Raw genomic sequence first — 19393 nt, 5'->3', positions numbered from 1 at the left:
ACACCCCGGATTTCCGCCGTTCCGGCTCAGCGCCGGCGATCGTCGTACGGCGGGTTCTGCGGATAGTCGCCGCGCCGGCCGTCCCGGCGGTCGTGACCGCCGCTGTCCTCGGCACCGCCGTAGACCGCGCCGGAGCCGCCGCCGTTCATGCCGGCCGGGCCGCCGCCGTACACGCCGCCACCGCCGCCCTGGCGCGGGGGACGACCGCGCCCGCCGCCCTGCGGATGACCACCGGACTGCATCGGATTTCCGCCGCTCTGCACCGGATTGCCGCCGCTCTGCTGCGGGCCGCGAGGCGCGCCGCCACGCGGGCCGCCGGAACTCCCGGCGCGCGGGCCGCCGGGACCGCCGGCGCGCGGGCCGCCACCGGGAGCTCCGCCCTGGCCGCCGCGCGGACCGCCCGGTCCCCCCTGAGCGCCGGGACCGCCCTGACCGCCGCCGCGCGGGCCACCGCCCTGAGCGCCTGAACCGCCGCCGCGCGGGCCGCCGCCACCGGGGCCGCCGCCGCGAGGGCCGCCCTGACCGCCTCGGCCCTGGCCGCCGCCGCTCTGCCCGCCCGCGCCGTAGACCGCGCCGGACCCGCCACCGTTCATCCCGGCCGGGCCGCCGCCGTACACGCCACCGCTCTGCTGCGGATCCTGCGGACCACGACCGCCACGGGGACCGCCCTGACCGCCACGGCCCTGGCCACCGCCGGGACCTCCGGGAGCGGCACCGCGTCCGCCGGCGCCGTAGACCGCGCCGGACCCGCCGCCGTTCATCCCGGCCGGGCCACCGCCGTACACGCCGCCGGCCTTGCCTCCGCCGGCCTTGCCGCCGCCCGGGCCCTCGGCCTTGCCGCCGGCGCCGTAGACCGCGCCCGAGACCGCGCCGGACCCGCCACCGTTCATCCCGGCCGGGCCGCCGCCGTACACGCCACCGCTGCGCGCCGCGCCGCTGCCCGAGCCGTTGCCGCCGTACACCGCGCCGGACCCGCCGCCGCTCATGCCCGCCGGGCCGCCGCCGTAGACGCCACCGGACCGGGCGGCACCGCCGTACCCCGCGCCCGCGGCGGCCGGCTCCCGCCGGTTCGCCCCGGAGGACTCCGGGCCGATGCCGCCGCTCCGCTCCGGGTCGCCGTCGCCGGAGCCCTCGGCCGCCTTGCTCTTGAGCGGCGACTCGTCCTCGATCGGCTCCGGGTTGCGGCGCCGGAACATCACGATGCCCGCGATGCCGCCGCCGAGCATGAGCAGGCCGACGATGCCGACCGACGCGACCGCGGCCGTGATCTGGCCGAGCGAGAGCTTCTCCCAGAACGCCCGGTCGTCGCCCTGGCCGTCGCCACCCGCGGCGTCCGCCTGCACCGCGTTGTCCGCCGGCGCGTACTTGAGCAGCTTGGGCGTGTCCTTCGCGAACTGCTGGCCGGGCGACACCTCGGACACCGTCACGTACGAGGAGCCGTCCCCGTTGTACGTGATCGCCTCACCGAACGACTCGTCGGGCAGCCCGGTGATCCGCGGTTCACCCGAGGTCACGGCCGCGATGACGTCGCCGTTCTGCACCTCCCACTCGAAGGCGTCCGCGTACGTCCGGAGGGTCACCTTCGCGCCGCCGGGCGCCACCGCGCCGCCGGTGACCGCGAGCCGGCCCGGCACGCCGAGCCAGGTGCTGGTCTCGGTCAGCGGGATCTTCCACTCGCCGGCCTCTTTGAGTTCGATGCCGTTCTCGGTCTTCTCGAGCGGCGCGGACGGGACCCAGAGGTGCGCGATCGCCGCCTCCTTGGTCACCACGATCGGCGTGCCGTCGCCGTTGACCAGCAGCGCCTCGGCATTGGGCGCGTTGTCGCCGGGGTAGCGCAGCGGGTAGTAGACCGCCTTCGGGTCCTCGGCCGCGAGGTCGATCTTGAAGAGGCCGATCGTCGCGCGCTTGCCCTCGTTGTCGCCGATGTCGCCGACCCAGAGCGTCTTGCCGTCCGGGGAGAGCGCCATGTCCTCGGTGTCGGACGGCGCTCCCGGGTACTCGATGGCGCGCCCGCCCTGGAGCTTGCACTTGCCGTCGAGGTAGAAGACCTTGCTCGCCTCGGGGTTGTCCGAGCTGTCGTTGATGACGAAGTAGCCGTCCTCGTAGGCGGCGATGCCGGACAGCTCGGCGAGCACGTCGTCCGAGAGTTTGCAGACCTCCTGGCCCTTCGCGGGCTCCGCGGCCGCTGCCGCGATGGCGCTCGACGGCATGGCAGCGACCAGCCCGAACGCCACAACAATCGAAGAAACCGCACGCCGCATCCGGCTAGTCTCGCACGTCATCCTCGGACCTTGGTTACACGCCGATCAAAGCACGCTGGCACACACCGGGTGCGATGCCGCCCTTACGCGCCGCACCGCACCCCAAACAACTGCGAACCAGGACAATACCGAACGTCAGCCGGTTACCCACGGTGACAGCTCGGCGGCGAGCGCCTCGTCGACCCGGACGTGCAGCTCGGTGCCCTCGCCGGTGTGCGCGGTGCTCAGCACCTCGCCGCGCCGGTGCACCTGCGCCACCAGGTCACCCCGGTCGTACGGCACCGTGACGCGGATCTCCACGGCCGGCCGCGGCAGGCGCGCCTCGATCGCGGCGCGCAGCTCGTCGATCCCCCGGCCGGTGTGCGCGGACACGAACATCGCGTCCGGCCACTCGCGCTTGAGGCGGAGCAGCGTCTCCTCGTCCGCGGCGTCGACCTTGTTGACCACCAGCAACTCGGGCAGCCGGTCCGCGCCGACCTCGGCCAGCACCTCGCGTACCGCGCGCAGCTGCTCCTCCGGGTCCGGGTGCGAGCCGTCCACCACGTGCAGCACCACGTCCGCCTCCGCGACCTCCTCGAGCGTGGAGCGGAACGCCTCCACGATCTGGTGCGGCAGGTGCCGGACGAAGCCGACCGTGTCGGAGAGCGTGTAGACCCGGCCGTCGGACGCGTACGCCCGGCGGGTGGTCGGGTCCAGCGTGGCGAACAGCGCGTTCTCCACCAGGACGCCCGCGTTGGTCAGCCGGTTCAGCAGGCTGGACTTTCCGGCGTTGGTGTAACCGGCGATCGCGACGGCCGGCACCGAGCGCCGCGTGCGGCGGGCGCGCTTGGTCTCCCGTACCGTCTTCATGGCCTTGATCTCCCGCCGCAGGCGGGCGATGCGGGTGCGGATGCGCCGGCGGTCGATCTCCAGCTTCGTCTCACCGGGACCGCGCAGGCCCACGCCGCCGCCGCTCGCGCCGCCACCGGCGCCACCGGCCTGGCGGGACAGCGACTCACCCCAGCCTCGGAGGCGCGGCACCAGGTACTCGAGCTGGGCCAGCTCGACCTGCGCCTTGCCCTCCTTGCTCTTGGCGTGCTGCGCGAAGATGTCCAGGATCAGCGCCGTCCGGTCGACGACCTTGACCTTGACCTGCTGCTCCAGGTTGCGCAGCTGGGACGGCGACAGCTCACCGTCGCAGATGACGGTGTCGGCGCCGGTGTCGCGGACCACCGCGCCCAGCTCCTCGACCTTTCCACGGCCGATGAACGTGGCCGGGTCGGGGCGGCCGCGGCGCTGGATCAGACCCTCCAGGATCTGCGACCCGGCGGTCTCGGCGAGCGCGGCCAGCTCGGTCAGCGAATTCTCCGCGTCGGTGACGGACCCGCCGGTCCAGACGCCGACGAGCACGACGCGCTCCAGCCGGAGCTGCCGGTACTCGACCTCGGTGATGTCCGTGAGCTCGGTGCTGAGACCCGCCACGCGGCGCAGGGCGTGCCTGTCCTCCAGCTCCAGCTCACCGGTCGTCACATCGTCGTCGGTGCTCTGCTCCTCGTCGTCCCAGAGATCGATCTCGTCGAAGTCGGGATCCGAGGTTGATGCTGCGCGGTTGCTAGGCAAGTATTTCCCTCCTCAGACCTCGATGGTTGCACGCTCGCCGCCCGGGCGCACTCACAAATCGCCCCTGCGCGTCTACCCGCGGGTACGACCCCGAAACGGCACTCTTCGGGTAGGAGACAAGAATCAGGACTGGTACATCGCCGTACAACCTGGGAGGACCGTTGTCCCCGACCCGCCTGCCGAGCGCAGGGTTCTCGATCACCATCCGGGTTAGCGTCATCGCCGACGCCTCCGCGATCGGCCGGCTGACCACGTGCGTCGGCGAGGCCGGCGCGATCGTCACCGCGCTCGACGTGGTCGACTCCGACCCCTCGCGCGTCACCGTCGACCTCACCTGCGACACCGCCGACTCCACCCACGCGGACCAGGTCGTCAAGGCCCTGGAGGAGCTGGACGGCGTCGAGGTCCGGAAGGTCTCCGACCGCACGTTCCTGCTGCACCTGGGCGGCAAGATCGAGGTCACGTCCAAGGTCGCGCTGCGCAACCGTGACGAGCTGTCCCGGGCGTACACGCCGGGTGTCGCCCGGGTCTGCCTCGCGATCGCGGAGAACCCCGAGGACGCCCGGCGTCTCACCATCAAGCGCAACACGGTCGCGGTCGTCACCGACGGCTCCGCGGTCCTCGGCCTGGGGAACATCGGCCCGGCCGCCGCGCTGCCGGTGATGGAGGGCAAGGCCGCGCTGTTCAAGCGGTTCGGCGGCGTCGACGCGTGGCCGGTCGTGCTGGACACCCAGGACACCGACGAGATCGTCAACATCGTCAAGGCGATCGCGCCCGGCTACGGCGGCATCAACCTCGAGGACATCGCGGCGCCGCGGTGTTTCGAGATCGAGGCGCGGCTGCGTGAGCTGCTAGACATCCCGGTCTTCCACGACGACCAGCACGGCACCGCGATCTGCGTGCTGGCCGCGCTGACCAACGCGCTGCGCGTGGTCGGCAAGAACCTGGCGGACGTGCGGGTGGTCGTCTCGGGCGCGGGCGCCGCCGGCACCGCCATCATGAAGCTGCTGCTCCGGCAGGGCGTGGGCGACATCATCGCGTACGACCGGCCCGGCGCGCTGCACCGCGGCCTGGCCGACCTGAACCCGACCTGGCAGTGGCTCGCCGAGAACACCAACAAGTCCGGATATGTCGGAGATCTGCGCGGAGCGATCCGCGGCGCCGACGTGTTCATCGGCGTGTCCGCGCCCAACCTGCTCACCGGCGACGACATCGCCACCATGGCGAACGACTCGATCGTGTTCGCGCTGGCCAACCCGGACCCTGAGGTCGACCCGCGGGCGGCCCGCGAGCACGCGGCCATCGTCGCCACCGGCCGCAGCGACCAGCCCAACCAGATCAACAACGTGCTGGCGTTCCCCGGCGTCTTCCGCGGCATGCTCGACGCCCACGCGGAGAACTTCACCGAGGAGATGGCGCTCGCCGCCGCCCGCGCCATCGCCGACGTCGTCGGCCACGACAAGATTAACCCAACGGTCATCGTGCCGAGCGTCTTCGACACCCGCGTCGCCCCCGCGGTCGCCGCCGCCGTCCGACGCGCCGCCGCCGACTCGACCGCCCCCAGCGCCGACTTCGGCGGCGTCGACGCCGGCGAGGACACCAGCTTCGGCGCACCGGAGCAGTGACGCGCCGGGCGCGGTCGCCGAGTTCCTGGCGACCGCGCCCGGTTCCGCCAATTCTGATCTTCCCGCTTCCGGCGTGGTCCGGCCCGCATGCTCCCGCGGGCACCGGTCGGCCGTGGCCGGCCTCCCTGTCCGATCCGAGGCTGGTCACCACAAACCCCGGCCCGGTCCCCGTCGTCCCCGGCCGGCGCGCCGCGTTCCGCTCAGAGGTGCGGCGGTTGCCGCTTCGCACTCGCCGACTCGTCCGGCGGCGTCTCCGGCTCGGCGGCCGGCCACCACTGTCTGCCGAGGGACCGTCCGACCGAGTCGGTCGCGCGGTGTTTCCAGCGGCCGGCCACCACCCTTCGGGAGGACTCTCGCCACGCTGGCGATGATCTCCGGCGTCTTCGCACCTCGCCGGTCATGCTGCTGCGCCTGCGAACCGGCGGGCGGCCACCACACTCCGGCCGGCCGTCGGCCACCCGGCGGCTTCTCCGGGCCGGCAGGTGACAGCCAGCCGGCCGGCGGCTCGCGCCGATCGTCAGGCGGCCACGCTCCGGCGGGTCAGCCGGCCACCCGGCCGCCTCTGCGGGACCATGCGGGCCGCCCGCCGCCCCAAGCCGGCGTCATGCCGGATCGATGGCGCGCAGCAGGTCCTCCAGGTTGCGCTCGCCGTCACGGGTTTGGGCGCCGGCGGCCAGGGCGGCGCGCAGCAGGCGCTCCGCGGCGGGGCGGGTGAACTGGGTGGACCACGCCTCGTGTTCGCGCAGCATGCCGGTGGACAGGTCCTGGGGTGGGAGGGCGTGCTTGATCGCGGCGATCGAGCCGTCCGGCAGTGCGGCGATGTTGCGGGCGAGCCGGTCGACGAACGCGTCGAGCCGGTCGGCGGGCAGGGCGCGGTTGATCCATCCGTACCGCTCGGCGGTCTCGGCATCGAAGAGGTCCGCGCCGAGGACGATCTCCAGTGCCCGGTTGCGGCCGGTCCGGTGCAGCAGATATTGCGTGCCGCCGCCACCGGGGACGATGCCGCCCAGCACCTCCATCTGGCCGAGCCCGGCCGGGCCGATCGCGGCGAACGTCAGGTCGGCCGCGGCGACGAACTCGGCGCCGCCGCCCCGGGCGAGCCCGGCCAGCTTGACGATCGACACCTGCGGCAGCGTGCGCAGCGCCTCGCCGAGTGCCTGGAACACGTTGAGCCCCGCCGGCGCGCCGGCGGTCGGGTCGGCCACCACCTCCGGGTCGTCCGCGAGCGTCATGTCGACGTGCGCGATGAAGTACTCCGGGTCGGCGCTCTCGAAGACCACGACGCGGGCGGTGTCGTCCTCGCGCAGCGCGGCGAACAGCGTCCCCAACTCGCCCATCATCGGCAGGCTGAGCACGTTGACCGGTGGATTGTCGATGACGACCGTGACGACCCCGCGGTCCCGCGTCACCCGCAGCGTGCCCGCGACCGATGACTCGCTCATGCCGTGGCCTCTGTTCCCGGCGCCGGGAACGTGACGACGATCTTGCCGAGCGGATGTGTGCGGGCGTAGTCGACGACCGCCCGCACGCCGTCGGCCAGCGGGTACCGGCCCGCGATCACGGCCGTCAGTTCGCCGGCCGAGGCCGCCTCCGCGACCCGGGGCATGCCGCCGTGCACGCCCGCCACGTCCCACACGAAGTGCAGGTCCACGTCGTCGCGGCCGGCCTGCTCCGCGGTCGGCTCCGGATAGATGATCGACACCAGCCGGCCGCCGGGGCGCAGCGCCCGGGCCGCGTCCGGCAGCCTGGCGGCGGACAGCGCCAGGTTGAACACCGCGTCGACGCCGGACGGATACCCGGCCGGATCATGCCCGATGATCTCGTGCGCGCCGAGCCGCCGGAGCAGCGTCGCACCGGCCTCCCGGGCCGCGGTCGCGATGATCCGGGCGCCCGCGGCGGCCAGCAGCGGCAGCACGGTGGTGCCGACCGCGCCGGTCGCGCCGATGACCAGCACGGACTCGCCGGGCTTGAGCGCGGTGACGTCCAGCAGCGCCTGCGCGGTCGACCCGGCGATCGCCAGCGCCGCCGCCTGCTCCGCGGGCACGCCGGCCGGGCGGAGCCCGATCAGGTGCGTGTCCGCCTCGCAGACCAGGTACTCGGCGAGCGCGCCGGTGCTCAACGACGGGCGCGGAACCGCGGCGAGGATCGGTGCGAACGGCCGGGGCAGCGCGGAGCCGAACACCTCGTCACCGACCCGGTACGCGGTCACGCCCGGCCCGGCCTCGGTGACCGTGCCGGCGAACTCGGTGCCGGGAACGTACGGGAACTCCAGCCGCAGCGCGTCCCCGAACCCGCCCGAGATCGCGTGCAGATCGGGTGGGTTGATCGTCGCGACGGTGGTCCGCACCTGGATCTGCCCCGGTCCGGGCCGCGGGACGGGAAGGTCGGCGATGGTGAGCCGCTCCGGCTCGCCGTAGCCGGTGGCGACGAGCGCCCGCATCGTGTGATCGGTCATGACAGCAACCGTATGCACCGCGAATGCGCCGGTCGATGCCCGTTTGAGCCAGAAGGTTATCCTTCTGCCTCATGGACGTGGTGACGGACGTACTCGAGGTGTCCGGTGTCCGCGGCTCCCTCGGCGCGCGGATGGAGGCGGGCGGGGACTGGGCGGTCGCGGTCGACGAGGCGGGCGCCGCGCTGCACGCGGTCACCGCCGGCGGCGCGTGGCTGATCCGTCCCGGGCACCCGCCGGTGCAACTGGCCGCGGGCGACGTCGTGCTGGTCGCCGCGCGGGTCCCGCACACGCTGGCCGGCTCGCCGGACGCCCGCGGCGACGGCTGCGACCGGGCCGCGACCGCGCGTGCCCAGCGGACCGGCGAGGCGATCCGGGTCGGCACCGAGCCGGGCGACGTCCGGATCGTCACGATCCAGTACGACTGCGACCACACGGTACGGACCCAGCTTCTCTTCGCGCTCCCCGACCTCGTGCACGTCCGCGCCGGCTCCGGGGCGGAGTGCGACGACACCGTCCGCATGCTCGGCCGCGAACTGGCGCACCCCCGGATCGCCACCACCGCGGTCCTGAACAGCCTGGTCGACATCATGCTGATCCAGTTGCTGCGTGCCTGGCTGCCCACGCGGGCGGCGGCGCACCGCGGCACCTGGTTCGGCATGCTCGGCGACCCGGTGGTGCGCAGCGCGCTGGAGCACATCCACGCCGACCCGGCCCGGGACTGGACCACCGGGACGCTCGCCGCCGCGACCGCGGTCTCCCGGGCCACGCTCGGCCGGCGCTTCCCGGCCGCGATCGGGCAGAGCCCCGGCACGTACCTCACGCAGTGGCGGATGGATCTCGCCGCCGCCCGCCTGCACGCCACCGACCAGTCGGTCGAGTCGATCGCGGCGGCCGTCGGATACCACTCGGTGCCCGCGTTCAGCCGCGCGTTCACCCGGGCGCACGGCACGCCGCCGGGCCGCTACCGCGCGGCCGCCCGCGCCTGACGACGTGCCCGTCAGCCCGTGGCGGACAGCCAGGCGCGCAGCTCGGCGGGCCGGTTGGTGATGATGCCGGTGACGCCGAGGTCGGCGAGCGCGCGCCACTCCCGCTCGTCGTCCGTGGTCCAGACCATCACGAGCAGGCCCGCATCGAGCGCCGCCACCGCCCGGGACGGCGCCGCCAGCAGCGCGTCCACGCCCGGGTTGTACGCGACGCAGCCGAGGTCCCGCGCCGCCGCGACCGGATCGTCGTCCAGCGCCTCGCGCAGCAGGCCGAGCCGGAGCCCGGCCGGGGCCAGGTCGCGTGCGTCGCGGAGCACCGCCTCGTCGAAGCTCTGCAGCAGCACCCGGCCGGCCAGGTCGCGCGCGACGATCTCATCGATCATGGTGGCCGTCTGCGCGCGGGTGGCCGACGGCTTCACCTCGAGCAGCAGGCCGACGCCCGGGTGCGCGGCGATCAGGTCGAGGACCCGCGCGAGCGTCGGCACCGGTTCGCCGCGGTGCGCGGCCGAATGCCAGCCACCCGCGTCCAGCGCGGTCAGCGCCGCGACCGGGTGGTCGGCGACGCGCCCGGTGCCGTCCGTGGTGCGCTCCAGCGTGTAGTCGTGGATCACCACGGGTACGCCGTCCGCGCTGGTGTGGACGTCCACCTCCAGCTGGTCCGCCCCGGCACGGAGGCCGGCCACCAGCGCGGCCATCGTGTTCTCCGGCGCGATCGCCGAGTAGCCGCGGTGGGCGATGACCGAGGGCCGGGTCGTCACCCCAGCGTCGTCTCGCCGGACGCGACCAGCACCGCCGGGCCGGCCAGCGTCCAGCCGGCGTCCCCGCGGGTGGCGACCAGACGGCCGCCGAGCAGGTCGACCGCGACCGTACCGACGGCGAGACCGGCGTCGTGCAGCACGACCGCCGCGACCGCCAGCGCGCCGGAGCCGCAGGCCAGCGTCTCGCCGGAGCCGCGCTCGTGGACGCGCATGCGGACGTGCCGGTCGAACCCGTCGAGCGGCGGCAGCGGCGTCACGAACTCGACGTTGACGCCGGCCGGGAACAGCGCCGGGTCGACGACCGGCGCCCGCGTGAGGTCCAGCGAGTCCAGGTCGATGCTGTCCGGGAGCACGCTGACCAGGTGCGGGTTGCCGACGTCGACCGCGGTGCCGGGCAGCGTGAGCTGGGCGATCGTGGCGGTGCCGGCGGCGCCCAGCCGCGGCGTGGGCATGTCGACCGCGATGGTGTCGCCGTCGATCACGGCCCGGACCAGGCCGGCCCGGGTGAGGATCGGGAAGGACCCGGTCCCGGCCAGGCCCGACCCGGCCAGGTAGCGGGCGAAGACGCGCACGCCGTTGCCGCACATCTCCGCGATCGAGCCGTCCGCGTTCCAGTAGTCCATGAACCACTCGGCGTCCGCGGCCCGGCCGACCGCGTCCGGGTGCTTGGCGGTGCGGATCACCCGCAGCACGCCGTCGCCGCCGATCCCGCGGTGCCGGTCGCAGAGCGCGGCGACCAGCTCCGGGGTCAGCGCGAGACGCCCGTCCGGGTCCTCGAGGATGACGAAGTCGTTGCCGGCGCCGTGGCCCTTGGTGAACTGCACCGGACCATCATTCCGCACCCACCGGAAGATCCACCAACCGCAGGGCCTCCGGTACGAGCCCGGCCGCGCCGCCGTCCAGCCAGCGCACGGACGCGTCGCGGCGGAACCAGGAGCGCTGGCGGCGGACGAAGCGGCGGGTCGCGGCCGTGGTGCGCTCCCGCGCCTGCGCCTCGGTGCAGACGCCGTCGAGCTGGTCGATCGCCTGCTGGTAGCCGAGCGCGCGGCTCGCGGTCCGGCCCTCGCGCAGCCCGCGCGGAAGCAGGCCGGCGACCTCCGCGACCAGGCCGCGCTCCCACATCAGGTCCACCCGCCGGGCGATGCGCGCGTCCAGCTCCGCGGTGTCCCGGTCGACGCCGATCCGCACGCTGTCGTAGTACGGCCGGGGCGCGGTGGGCAGCGACGCGGTGAACGGCCGGCCGGTCAGTTCGATCACCTCCAGCGCGCGCACGATCCGCCGGCCGTTGCTGGGCAGGATCGACTCCGCCGCGGCCGGGTCGAGCACGCGCAGCCGGTCGTGCAGCGCGGCCGGGCCGACCACGGCGAGCTCCGCCTCCAGCGACTCACGTAGCGCGGGTGACGTACCCGGGAAGGAGAACTCCTCCAGGACGGCCTGGACGTACAGGCCGGAGCCACCGACCAGCAGCGGCACCCGGCCCCGGGTCAGGATGTCGTCGATCGCGGCGCGGGCCAGCGACTGGTACTCCGCGACGGCGGCGGGCTCGGTGACGTCCCAGATGTCCAGCAGGTGGTGCGGCACGCCGCGCCGCTCCTCGGGCGTGAGCTTGGCCGTGCCGATGTCCATGCCGCGGTAGAGCTGCATGGAGTCCGCGTTGACCACCTCTCCCCCGAGCGCCTCGGCCAGCGCGATGCTGAGATCCGACTTTCCGGCCGCGGTCGGGCCGACCACGGCCACGACACGACCCGTACGGGGGAAGACCCTGGATGCGGGGGGTGACGACACGCGACCTACGGTAACTGCACGGGCGTGCGGAACCGCCGCACGGCCGACCTAGAACACCGTATGGTCACGGTCGTCAACAGGCACTCGACGGACACGGGGGAGTACCTGTGACAATGCCGGGAGAAGTTCTTAGGCAACCTACTGCGCGGCGGCGGTGACCGGGAGGGAAAACGCACTTTCCCTCCGGCGCCGGGAAGAACGAGGATGGGCAGATGAGCGACTGGACCGCCTACGGTCGGGTGGACGCCGACGGCACGGTCTACTGCAAGACCGCCGACGGCGAGCGCGTGGTCGGATCCTGGCAGGCGGGCACGCCCGAGGAGGGCCTCGCCCACTTCGCGCGACGCTTCGCCGACAAGGTCACCGAGGTCGACCTCATCGAGGCGCGGCTGAAGTCCGGCGCGGCCGACCCGGCGCACTCGCTGAGCAGCGTGAAGAAGCTTCGCGCCGAGCTGACCGAGGCGCACGTGGTCGGCGACGTCGACGGGCTCGCGGCCCGCCTCGACCGGCTGGCCACGCTCGCCGAGGAGAGCGCCACCGCGGCCAAGGCCGCGAAGGAGACCGCTCGGAACGAGGCGCAGGCCCGCAAGGTCGCGCTGGTCGAGGAGGCGGAGAAGATCGCCGCCGAGTCGACCGGGTGGAAGGCCGCGGGCGACCGCCTCAAGGAGATCCTCGACGAGTGGAAGACCATCCGCGGGATCGACAAGAAGACCGACGGCGAGCTGTGGAAGCGGTTCGCGGCCGCGCGCGACGGGTTCACCCGGCGCCGGGGCGCGCACTTCGCCACGCTGGACGGGCAGCGCAAGCAGGCGCAGACCGCCAAGGAGGAGCTGGTCAAGGAGGCGGAGTCGCTCTCCGGCTCCGAGGACTGGGCCGACACCGCCGCCCGGCTGAAGGACCTGATGGCCCAGTGGAAGGCCGCGCCCCGCGCCTCCAAGGAGGCCGAGCAGCGGCTGTGGGACCGGTTCCGCGCCGCGCAGGACGCGTTCTTCTCCCGCCGCAGCGAGGTCTTCTCCGCCCGCGACGCCGAACTCAAGGGCAACCTGGAGCGCAAGCAGGCGCTGCTGGCCGAGGCCGAGGCGGTCGACGTCGACGCCGACCCCAAGGGCGCGCAGAACAAGCTCCGCGAGATCCAGGGCCAGTGGCACGACATCGGCCGCGTCCCCCGGGAGAACATGGCGAGTCTCGACCGCCGCATGCGCGCCGTGGAGGACAAGCTCCGCCAGGCCATGGACTCCGCCTGGCGCCGCACCGAGCCGTCCGCCAACCCGCTGCTCGCCCAGATGCGCGACCAGGTCGCCGAGGCCGAGCAGCGCCTCGAGCGCGCCAAGGCCTCCGGCGACGCCAAGCGCATCCGCGAGGCGGAGAAGGCCCTCGCCGGCAAGCAGCAGTTCCTCAAGCTCGCCGAACAGGCCGGCTGACAACCCTTCCGGGGGTACGCCGTACGGCGTACCCCCGTTCCCGCTCCTCGCGCCGCTTCACGTTCGGGGACGGGCCGACCGACGCGACGGCCGGGTCCCACCACATCCCATCGGCGGCCGCGTATGCCATGCCTTCCCGCTATCGCGAAATATTGGGCATCGGCGCGGGTCACAGTGGGGCCGGTCGACGATGAGAGCCACAGGCGGCAGGTCAGCGAACCCACACCGGAGAGATCCCCCGCCCACCGGGCACCGGGGCCGCCGGGCACCGGAACCACCGAGCCCTTGGGCCACCGGGCACCGGGCACCGGGACCACCCAGCACCAGGGCCACCCAGCACCGGGCACCGGAACCACCCAGCACCAGGGCCACCCAGCACCGGGCACCAGGACCACCCAGCCCCGGGACCAACCAGCACCGGGACCGCCGGGCACCGGCACCACCGGGCACCGGGGCCACCGGCCGCCGAAAGCTTGGGTCGCAATGACTGAGACGTCGGTCCGCGAACCGCAGAACCGGCACTGGGCGGCTCGTGCCGCGACATCTGTTCGGCACCGGGCGTCATGCGCATTCCTGGGCGCTGAGTGGTCGATCAGGTGAGCGAGGAGACGATCCACTAGCGAAATGGACTTCGCTCTTGCTTATCTGACCCACGGCTCAGGGGAAAACCGCAGGCGTTTCGGTAACCCGGCCATCGGCCTCACCCCGCTCACCGTCTCGCTGCCCGGCGAGCGCCGCATCCGGGTCCGGCGCAGGCCAGCGAACTCGTCCGGCGCAGTCCGGCGCAGGCCGGCGACGTCCGGCGACGTCCGGCGCAGGCCGGCGACGTCCGGCGCAGGCCGACGACGTCCGGCGCAGGCCGACGACGTCCGGCGCAGGCCGGCGACGTCCGGCGCAGGCCGGCGACGTCCGGCGCAGGCCGGCGAACTCGCCCGAGCCGGCGGTGGGCGCGCTCGCGCCGCCCGATATATCGCTATATCGCGGGATGGCGGTGACCGTCACGCGGAGGGGCGATGCCGATCAGCCTCACCACGAGCCGCGGAGCGGGCATGGGCTTGCGGCCACGGGAGTGGCAGGGAGGCCGGCCACGGCCGACCGGTGCCCGCGGGAGCATGCGGACCCCGGGTGGCCGGAAGCGGGTATATCGGGATCGTGGGTCAGTGGGTCTGGCAGGCCGCGGCCTGGACCGGCAGCGGTGCCGGGACCCCGATGGTGGGGAGGCCGAGGTTGACGCCGGGGGTGCGGGGGGTGCGGCCGGCGGCCCAGGCGTCGCCGGCGCGGGTGCGGCGGTGGCCGAGGGGGGTGCCGTCCGCGTTGAGGTGGTGCGGTGCGGCGTAGGTGATCTCGGTGTGCACGATGTCGCCGGGGCGGATCGCGGCGCCGAGGTCGCCGGTGTTGAAGTGGACCAGGCGGCCGTCGCGGGCGCGGCCGGACATCCGGCCGGTGCGCTCGTCCTTGCGGCCCTCGCCGACCGCGACCAGCAGCTCGACCTCGCGGCCGACCTGCGCGCGGTTCTCCGCCCAGGTGATCTCCTCGACGACCTCCATCAGGCGGCCGTAGCGCTCCTTGACCACGTCCTTCGGCACCTGGGAGTCCATGGTGGCGGCGGGGGTGCCGGGGCGCTTCGAGTACTGGAACGTGAACGCGCTGGAGAAGCGGGCCTCGCGGACCACGTCGAGCGTGGCCTGGAAGTCGGCCTCGGTCTCGCCGGGGAAGCCGACGATGATGTCCGTGGTGATCGCGGCGTCCGGCATGGCGGCGCGCACCTTCTCGATGATGCCGAGGTAGCGCTCCTGCCGGTACGAACGGCGCATCGACTTGAGCATCGCGTCGGAACCGGACTGCAACGGCATGTGCAGCGAGTGGCACACGTTCGGCGTCTCGGCCATCGCGGCGATCACGTCGTCGGTGAAGTCCTTCGGGTGCGGGCTGGTGAACCGGACCCGCTCCAGGCCCTCGATCTCGCCGGTGGCGCGCAGCAGCTTGCCGAACGCGTAGCGGTCGCCGAACTCGACGCCGTAGGAGTTGACGTTCTGCCCGAGCAGCGTCACCTCCAGCACGCCCTCCGCGACCAGCGCGCGCACCTCGGAGAGCACGTCGCCGGGGCGGCGGTCCCGCTCCTTGCCGCGCAGCGACGGGACGATGCAGAACGTGCAGGTGTTGTTGCAGCCGACCGAGATCGACACCCAGCCGGCGTACGTCGACTCGCGGCGGGTGGGCAGCGTGGAGGGGAAGACCTCCAGCGACTCCAGGATCTCCACCTCGGCGTCGGCGTTGTGCCGGGCGCGCTCCAGCAGCGCGGGCAGCGAGCCGATGTTGTGCGTGCCGAAGACCACGTCGACCCAGGGCGCCTTGGCCACGATGTCACCGCGGTCCTTCTGCGCGAGGCAGCCGCCGACCGCGATCTGCATGCCGGGGCGGGAGTCCTTGACCGGGCGCAGGTGGCCGAGGTTTCCGTAGAGGCGGTTGTCCGCGTTCTCCCGGACGGCGCAGGTGTTGAAGACGACCACATCGGGGTCGGCGTCCTGCGGCGCGCGCACGTAACCGGCCGCCTCGAGCAGGCCGGATATGCGCTCCGAATCGTGCACGTTCATCTGGCAGCCGTAGGTGCGCACCTCGTAGGTGCGGGCCTCGGACGGTGCGGAAGTGGCTGCGGTAGTCATGGCGATGACCAGCGTATCCGGCGCGCCCACCGGCCCGTGAACGAGCCCTGCCCTCGATGTGTGCACGCTGTGGTTACCATCGGTGCCGCCGCCGTCGGGGACCGGTCAAGTGTTGCCTCTCCGTGACCAACCAGGCTGCTTTCTGACACAAGGGCACCCTTACAGTGACGCACAAGGTCAAGAGCGATCAGAGGGTACGAGGGGGACGGTGACAAGCGTGGCAGAAGGCGAGCCGCTCATCGTGCTGGACCGGGTGAACAAGCACTTCGGGCCGTTGCACGTGCTGCAGGACGTCAGTCTCTCGATCGACCGGGGCGAGGTCGTCGTGGTGATCGGTCCTTCGGGCTCCGGGAAGTCGACGCTCTGCCGCACGATCAACCGGCTCGAGCCGATCAACTCCGGCACCATCACGTTCGACGGGCAGGAGCTGCCCGCGGAGGGCCGCGCGCTGGCACGGCTGCGCAGCGACGTGGGCATGGTGTTCCAGTCGTTCAACCTCTTCGCGCACAAGACGATCCTGGAGAACGTGACGCTCGGGCCGATCAAGGTCCGCAAGGAGAAGCCGGCGGAGGCCCGTGAGCGCGCGATGGCGCTGCTCGACCGCGTCGGCATCGCGAACCAGGCGGACAAGTACCCGGCGATGCTCTCCGGCGGGCAGCAGCAGCGCGCCGCGATCGCGCGCGCACTGGCCATGCGCCCGAAGGCGATGCTCTTCGACGAGCCCACCAGCGCGCTCGACCCGGAGATGGTCGGCGAGGTGCTGGACGTGATGACGTCGCTGGCCGCCGAGGGCATGACCATGGTCGTGGTCACGCACGAGATGGGCTTCGCGCGGCACGCGGCCAACCGGGTCGTGTTCATGGCGGACGGCCAGCTGGTCGAGCAGGCGGCACCGGCGGAGTTCTTCGCCAACCCCACGAGCGACCGGGCCAAGGACTTCCTGTCGAAGATCCTGACCCACTGAGTTCCATCAACCGGATGTCCAACAGCTGAGCGTCCACTGCGGAGGGGCCGCCGACGCGGCTCCCCGTGACGAAGAAGGAGAACGAGAGATGCGATTTTCGCGGATTGCGGCGGTTGCCACGGCAGCGGTCCTCGCGATGTCCGCGGCCGCCTGCGGCGGTGGGGACGGCGGCGACGCCGGCAGTGGCGGTTCCGCCGACGGCGTGATCGGCAAGGCCGCGTCCGGCAAGCTGATCATCGGCGTCAAGGGTGACCAGCCGGGCCTCGGCCTGCAGACCGGCACCACGTACGAGGGCTTCGACATCGAGATCGGCAAGATCGTGGCGAAGGGCCTCGGCCTGGACCCGTCGAAGGTGGAGTGGAAGACCACCGCGTCGGCCAACCGTGAGTCCTTCATCGAGCAGGGCCAGGTCGACATCGTGATCGCCACCTACACGATCAACGACGACCGCAAGAAGCGCGTCGCGTTCGCCGGGCCGTACTACGAGGCCGGCCAGGACCTGCTGGTCAAGGCGGACAACACGGACATCACCGGGCCGGAGTCGCTGGCCGGCAAGAAGGTCTGCTCCGTCACCGGCTCCACCCCGGCCAAGCGGATCAAGAGCGACTACCCGGACGCGCAGCTGCAGGAGTTCGACACCTACTCCAAGTGCGTCACCGCACTGGACGGTGGCCAGGTGGACGCGGTGACCACCGACGACATCATCCTCGCCGGGTACGCGGCGCAGTCGCAGTACGCGGGCAAGCTGAAGGTCATCGGCAAGCCGTTCAGCAAGGAGCCGTACGGCATCGCGGTGAAGAAGACCGACACCGCGGGCTGCGCGAAGATCAACGAGATCCTCAAGGCCGCGGCGACCGACGGTACGTACAAGACCGCGTGGGACACCACGCTCGGCAAGAGCGGCACGCCGGCGAAGGACCTGGCCGTCGCCTCGCTGACCAACTGCCCTGCCTGACAACCCCACGTTCTCCCGCGGGGCCGGCCCACTTCCTGGCCGGCCCCGCGTCGTACCCCGGCCAGGAAGCGAGATATGGATTTCCTGAGCGATCCCGACAATGTGGATCTGTACCTCACCGGCTTCAGCTGGATCCTCCGCCTCACCGGCGCGGGCGCGCTCGGCGCACTCGTCCTCGGCGTGATCCTGGCCGGCATGCGCGTCTCCCCCGTCCCGGTGCTGCGCGCCTTCGGGGCGGGCTGGGTCAACACCTTCCGGAACACGCCGCTCACGCTGATCATCTTCTTCTGCTACTTCGGGCTGTACTCGACGCTGGGCCTGACGCTCGACAGCGAGGACATCGCGCTCAACAACTTCTGGCTGGGCGTGCTCGGCCTCTCCGTCTACACGGCCGCGTTCGTCTGCGAGGCGATCCGCTCCGGCATCAACACGGTGCCGCCGGGCCAGGCGGAGGCGGCGCGCGCGCTCGGGCTGTCGTTCTTCCAGGTGCTGCGGATCATCGTGCTGCCGCAGGCGGGCCGCGCGGTGATCGCGCCGCTGGGCAGCATCTTCATCGCGCTGGCGAAGAACTCGACGATCGTCGGCACGATCGGGCTCGCCGAGTCGTCGTCGGCCATGAAGACCATGATCGAGACGTACAGCAGCCAGACGATCCTCATCTTCCTGCTCTTCGCCGGCACGTTCGCGGCGGTCCTGATCCCCACCGGCTACTTCTTCGGCTGGCTCGCGAACCGACTGGCGGTGAAGCGCTGACATGAGTACCGACGCGGTCCTCTACGACCACCCCGGCCCGCGCGCGCGGATCCGCAACTGGATCCTCACCGCGGTCTTCGGCGCCGGGCTGCTGGCGCTGTTCTACTGGATCTACCTGAAGTTCGACGAGAAGGGCCAGTGGGCGGCCACGCTCTGGAAGCCGTTCCTGGAGCAGAGCACCTGGGTCGACTTCATCCTGCCGGGCCTGCAGCAGACGCTCAGCGCCGCGCTGGTCGCCATGGTGCTGTCGCTGACGTTCGGCGTGCTGTTCGCGGTCGGCCGGCTCTCCGACCACTGGTGGGTACGCGTGCCGGCCGGCATCGTGGTCGAGTTCTTCCGTGCCGTACCGCTGCTGCTGTTGATCTTCTTCATCTTCTTCGGCCTGCCGTACGTCATCGAGGACCTCCGGATGGAGGCGTTCTGGGCGGTCGTCGCCGGCCTGACGCTCTACAACGGCTCCGTGCTCGCGGAGGCGTTCCGGGCCGGCGTGCAGGCCGTGCCGCGCGGCCAGTCCGAAGCGGCGTACGGCATCGGCATGCGCAAGAACCAGGTCATGCGGTACATCCTGATCCCGCAGGCCGCGCGCGCCATGCTCCCGGTGATCGTGAGCCAGCTGGTCGTCCTGGTGAAGGACACCGCGCTCGGCTACATCATCTCCTTCCCGGAGCTGCTCCAGCTCGGCGTCAACGTGCTCTCCGCCAACTACGCCAACGTGGTGGCCGCGGCGATCGTGGTCGCGATCATCTACATCATCATCAATTCCCTGCTCACCGCGCTGGCGGGCTGGGTGGACCGGCTCACCCGGCGACGCGGCATTCGCGTGCCGCGCACGTCGGCCAACCCGGGCCAGACCGGCGTCCAGCCCACGGCCGCCGCCCAGAACACCACGGTCTCCAGCGGCCTCGGCGGCGGCTGACGGGATCGATCTCCCCCGCACACGGCGAAGGGCGCCCCTCCGGGGGCGCCCTTCCTGTTTCCCGGGCAATCGGCGAGGGCGGCGGCCTACGCGTCCGGTCGCCAGCCGCGGGCCCGGCAGGCTGACGGCGTTGTGGTCCGGGCGCCGGAACACGCGGGGCTGTCGGCCGCGCGGCGGGAGCCGCGGTGGGTAGCTGGGCGGCAGCGGGATTCGCGAGGGTGACCGGGTGCGGGACCGGCAGGGAGGCCGCCCGCG

15 protein-coding genes are annotated in these 19393 nt (G+C 72.7%); 7 read left to right on the top strand and 8 right to left on the bottom strand.

The genetic code is table 11. The annotated features are described in order from the left end of the window. Nucleotides 1-26 precede the first annotated feature (26 nt). A complete protein-coding gene (locus J2S41_RS01210; RefSeq protein ID WP_310361868.1) occupies nt 27-2210 on the bottom strand; it encodes a hypothetical protein in 2184 nt (727 codons plus the stop codon). A 186-nt stretch (nt 2211-2396) separates the two neighbouring features. Then, the gene (gene hflX, locus J2S41_RS01205; protein ID WP_310376225.1) at nt 2397-3812 is read right to left on the bottom strand and encodes a GTPase HflX; all 1416 of its coding nucleotides are present in this window, start codon (nt 3810-3812) and stop codon (nt 2397-2399) included. 209 nt (nt 3813-4021) lie between these two features. On the opposite strand from hflX, the gene J2S41_RS01200 reads away from it, so the two are divergent. Beyond that, on the top strand, nt 4022-5485 hold the full coding sequence (locus J2S41_RS01200) for an NAD-dependent malic enzyme (protein ID WP_310361866.1): 1464 nt from the start codon (nt 4022-4024) through the stop codon (nt 5483-5485). A 602-nt stretch (nt 5486-6087) separates the two neighbouring features. Here the strand turns inward: J2S41_RS01200 and J2S41_RS01195 are convergent. Further along, a complete protein-coding gene (locus J2S41_RS01195) occupies nt 6088-6927 on the bottom strand; it encodes an enoyl-CoA hydratase/isomerase family protein (protein ID WP_310361864.1) in 840 nt (279 codons plus the stop codon). Further along, complete coding sequence (locus J2S41_RS01190; RefSeq protein ID WP_310361862.1) at nt 6924-7940, bottom strand: NADP-dependent oxidoreductase; 1017 nt, start codon at nt 7938-7940, stop codon at nt 6924-6926. Before J2S41_RS01190 ends, J2S41_RS01195 begins: the two co-directional genes overlap by 4 nt. A gap of 71 nt (nt 7941-8011) precedes the next feature. Between J2S41_RS01190 and J2S41_RS01185 the strand changes: the two genes are divergently transcribed. Then, entirely contained in the window at nt 8012-8926 is a 915-nt protein-coding gene (locus J2S41_RS01185) for an AraC family transcriptional regulator (protein WP_310361859.1), read from the top strand. Nucleotides 8927-8937: 11 nt separating this feature from the next. Here J2S41_RS01185 and J2S41_RS01180 read toward each other — a convergent pair whose 3' ends face one another. From J2S41_RS01180 to miaA, 3 genes are read right to left on the bottom strand one after another with little or no spacing between them, the layout of a single operon-like run. Then, complete coding sequence (locus J2S41_RS01180) at nt 8938-9681, bottom strand: glycerophosphodiester phosphodiesterase (RefSeq protein ID WP_310361856.1); 744 nt, start codon at nt 9679-9681, stop codon at nt 8938-8940. Then, the gene (dapF, locus tag J2S41_RS01175; RefSeq protein WP_310361854.1) at nt 9678-10505 is read right to left on the bottom strand and encodes a diaminopimelate epimerase; all 828 of its coding nucleotides are present in this window, start codon (nt 10503-10505) and stop codon (nt 9678-9680) included. The genes J2S41_RS01180 and dapF overlap by 4 nt, the downstream gene beginning before the upstream one ends. A 7-nt stretch (nt 10506-10512) precedes the next feature. After that, complete coding sequence (gene miaA / locus J2S41_RS01170; protein WP_310361852.1) at nt 10513-11466, bottom strand: tRNA (adenosine(37)-N6)-dimethylallyltransferase MiaA; 954 nt, start codon at nt 11464-11466, stop codon at nt 10513-10515. Between the two features lie 212 nt (nt 11467-11678). Here miaA and J2S41_RS01165 point away from each other — a divergent pair, with 212 nt between their 5' ends. Continuing rightward, nucleotides 11679-12887, top strand: a complete 1209-nt coding sequence (locus J2S41_RS01165) for a DUF349 domain-containing protein (protein WP_310361851.1) — start codon at nt 11679-11681, stop codon at nt 12885-12887. A gap of 1157 nt (nt 12888-14044) precedes the next feature. Here J2S41_RS01165 and miaB read toward each other — a convergent pair. Beyond that, entirely contained in the window at nt 14045-15556 is a 1512-nt protein-coding gene (miaB, locus tag J2S41_RS01160) for a tRNA (N6-isopentenyl adenosine(37)-C2)-methylthiotransferase MiaB (RefSeq protein WP_310376223.1), read from the bottom strand. 211 nt (nt 15557-15767) lie between these two features. Between miaB and J2S41_RS01155 the strand changes: the two genes are divergently transcribed. The 4 genes from J2S41_RS01155 (at nt 15768) to J2S41_RS01140 (ending at nt 19138) form a co-directional block, all read left to right on the top strand. Continuing rightward, the gene (locus J2S41_RS01155; RefSeq protein WP_310361849.1) at nt 15768-16514 is read left to right on the top strand and encodes an amino acid ABC transporter ATP-binding protein; all 747 of its coding nucleotides are present in this window, start codon (nt 15768-15770) and stop codon (nt 16512-16514) included. A gap of 88 nt (nt 16515-16602) precedes the next feature. Further along, nucleotides 16603-17469: a glutamate ABC transporter substrate-binding protein gene (locus J2S41_RS01150; RefSeq protein WP_310361847.1), complete on the top strand. Its 867-nt coding sequence runs from the start codon at nt 16603-16605 to the stop codon at nt 17467-17469. 75 nt (nt 17470-17544) lie between these two features. Beyond that, entirely contained in the window at nt 17545-18222 is a 678-nt protein-coding gene (locus J2S41_RS01145; protein WP_310361844.1) for an amino acid ABC transporter permease, read from the top strand. A 1-nt stretch (nt 18223) separates the two neighbouring features. Continuing rightward, nucleotides 18224-19138, top strand: coding sequence for an amino acid ABC transporter permease (locus J2S41_RS01140; protein WP_310361842.1), 915 nt, complete (start codon nt 18224-18226; stop codon nt 19136-19138). The last annotated feature ends 255 nt before the right edge of the window (nt 19139-19393 follow it).

The sequence above is a fragment of the Catenuloplanes atrovinosus genome, assembly GCF_031458235.1.
GTDB lineage: Bacteria > Actinomycetota > Actinomycetes > Mycobacteriales > Micromonosporaceae > Catenuloplanes > Catenuloplanes atrovinosus.
The sequence above is the reverse complement of the archived record's forward strand: the minus strand, read 5'-3'. Positions and strand labels throughout refer to the sequence as shown.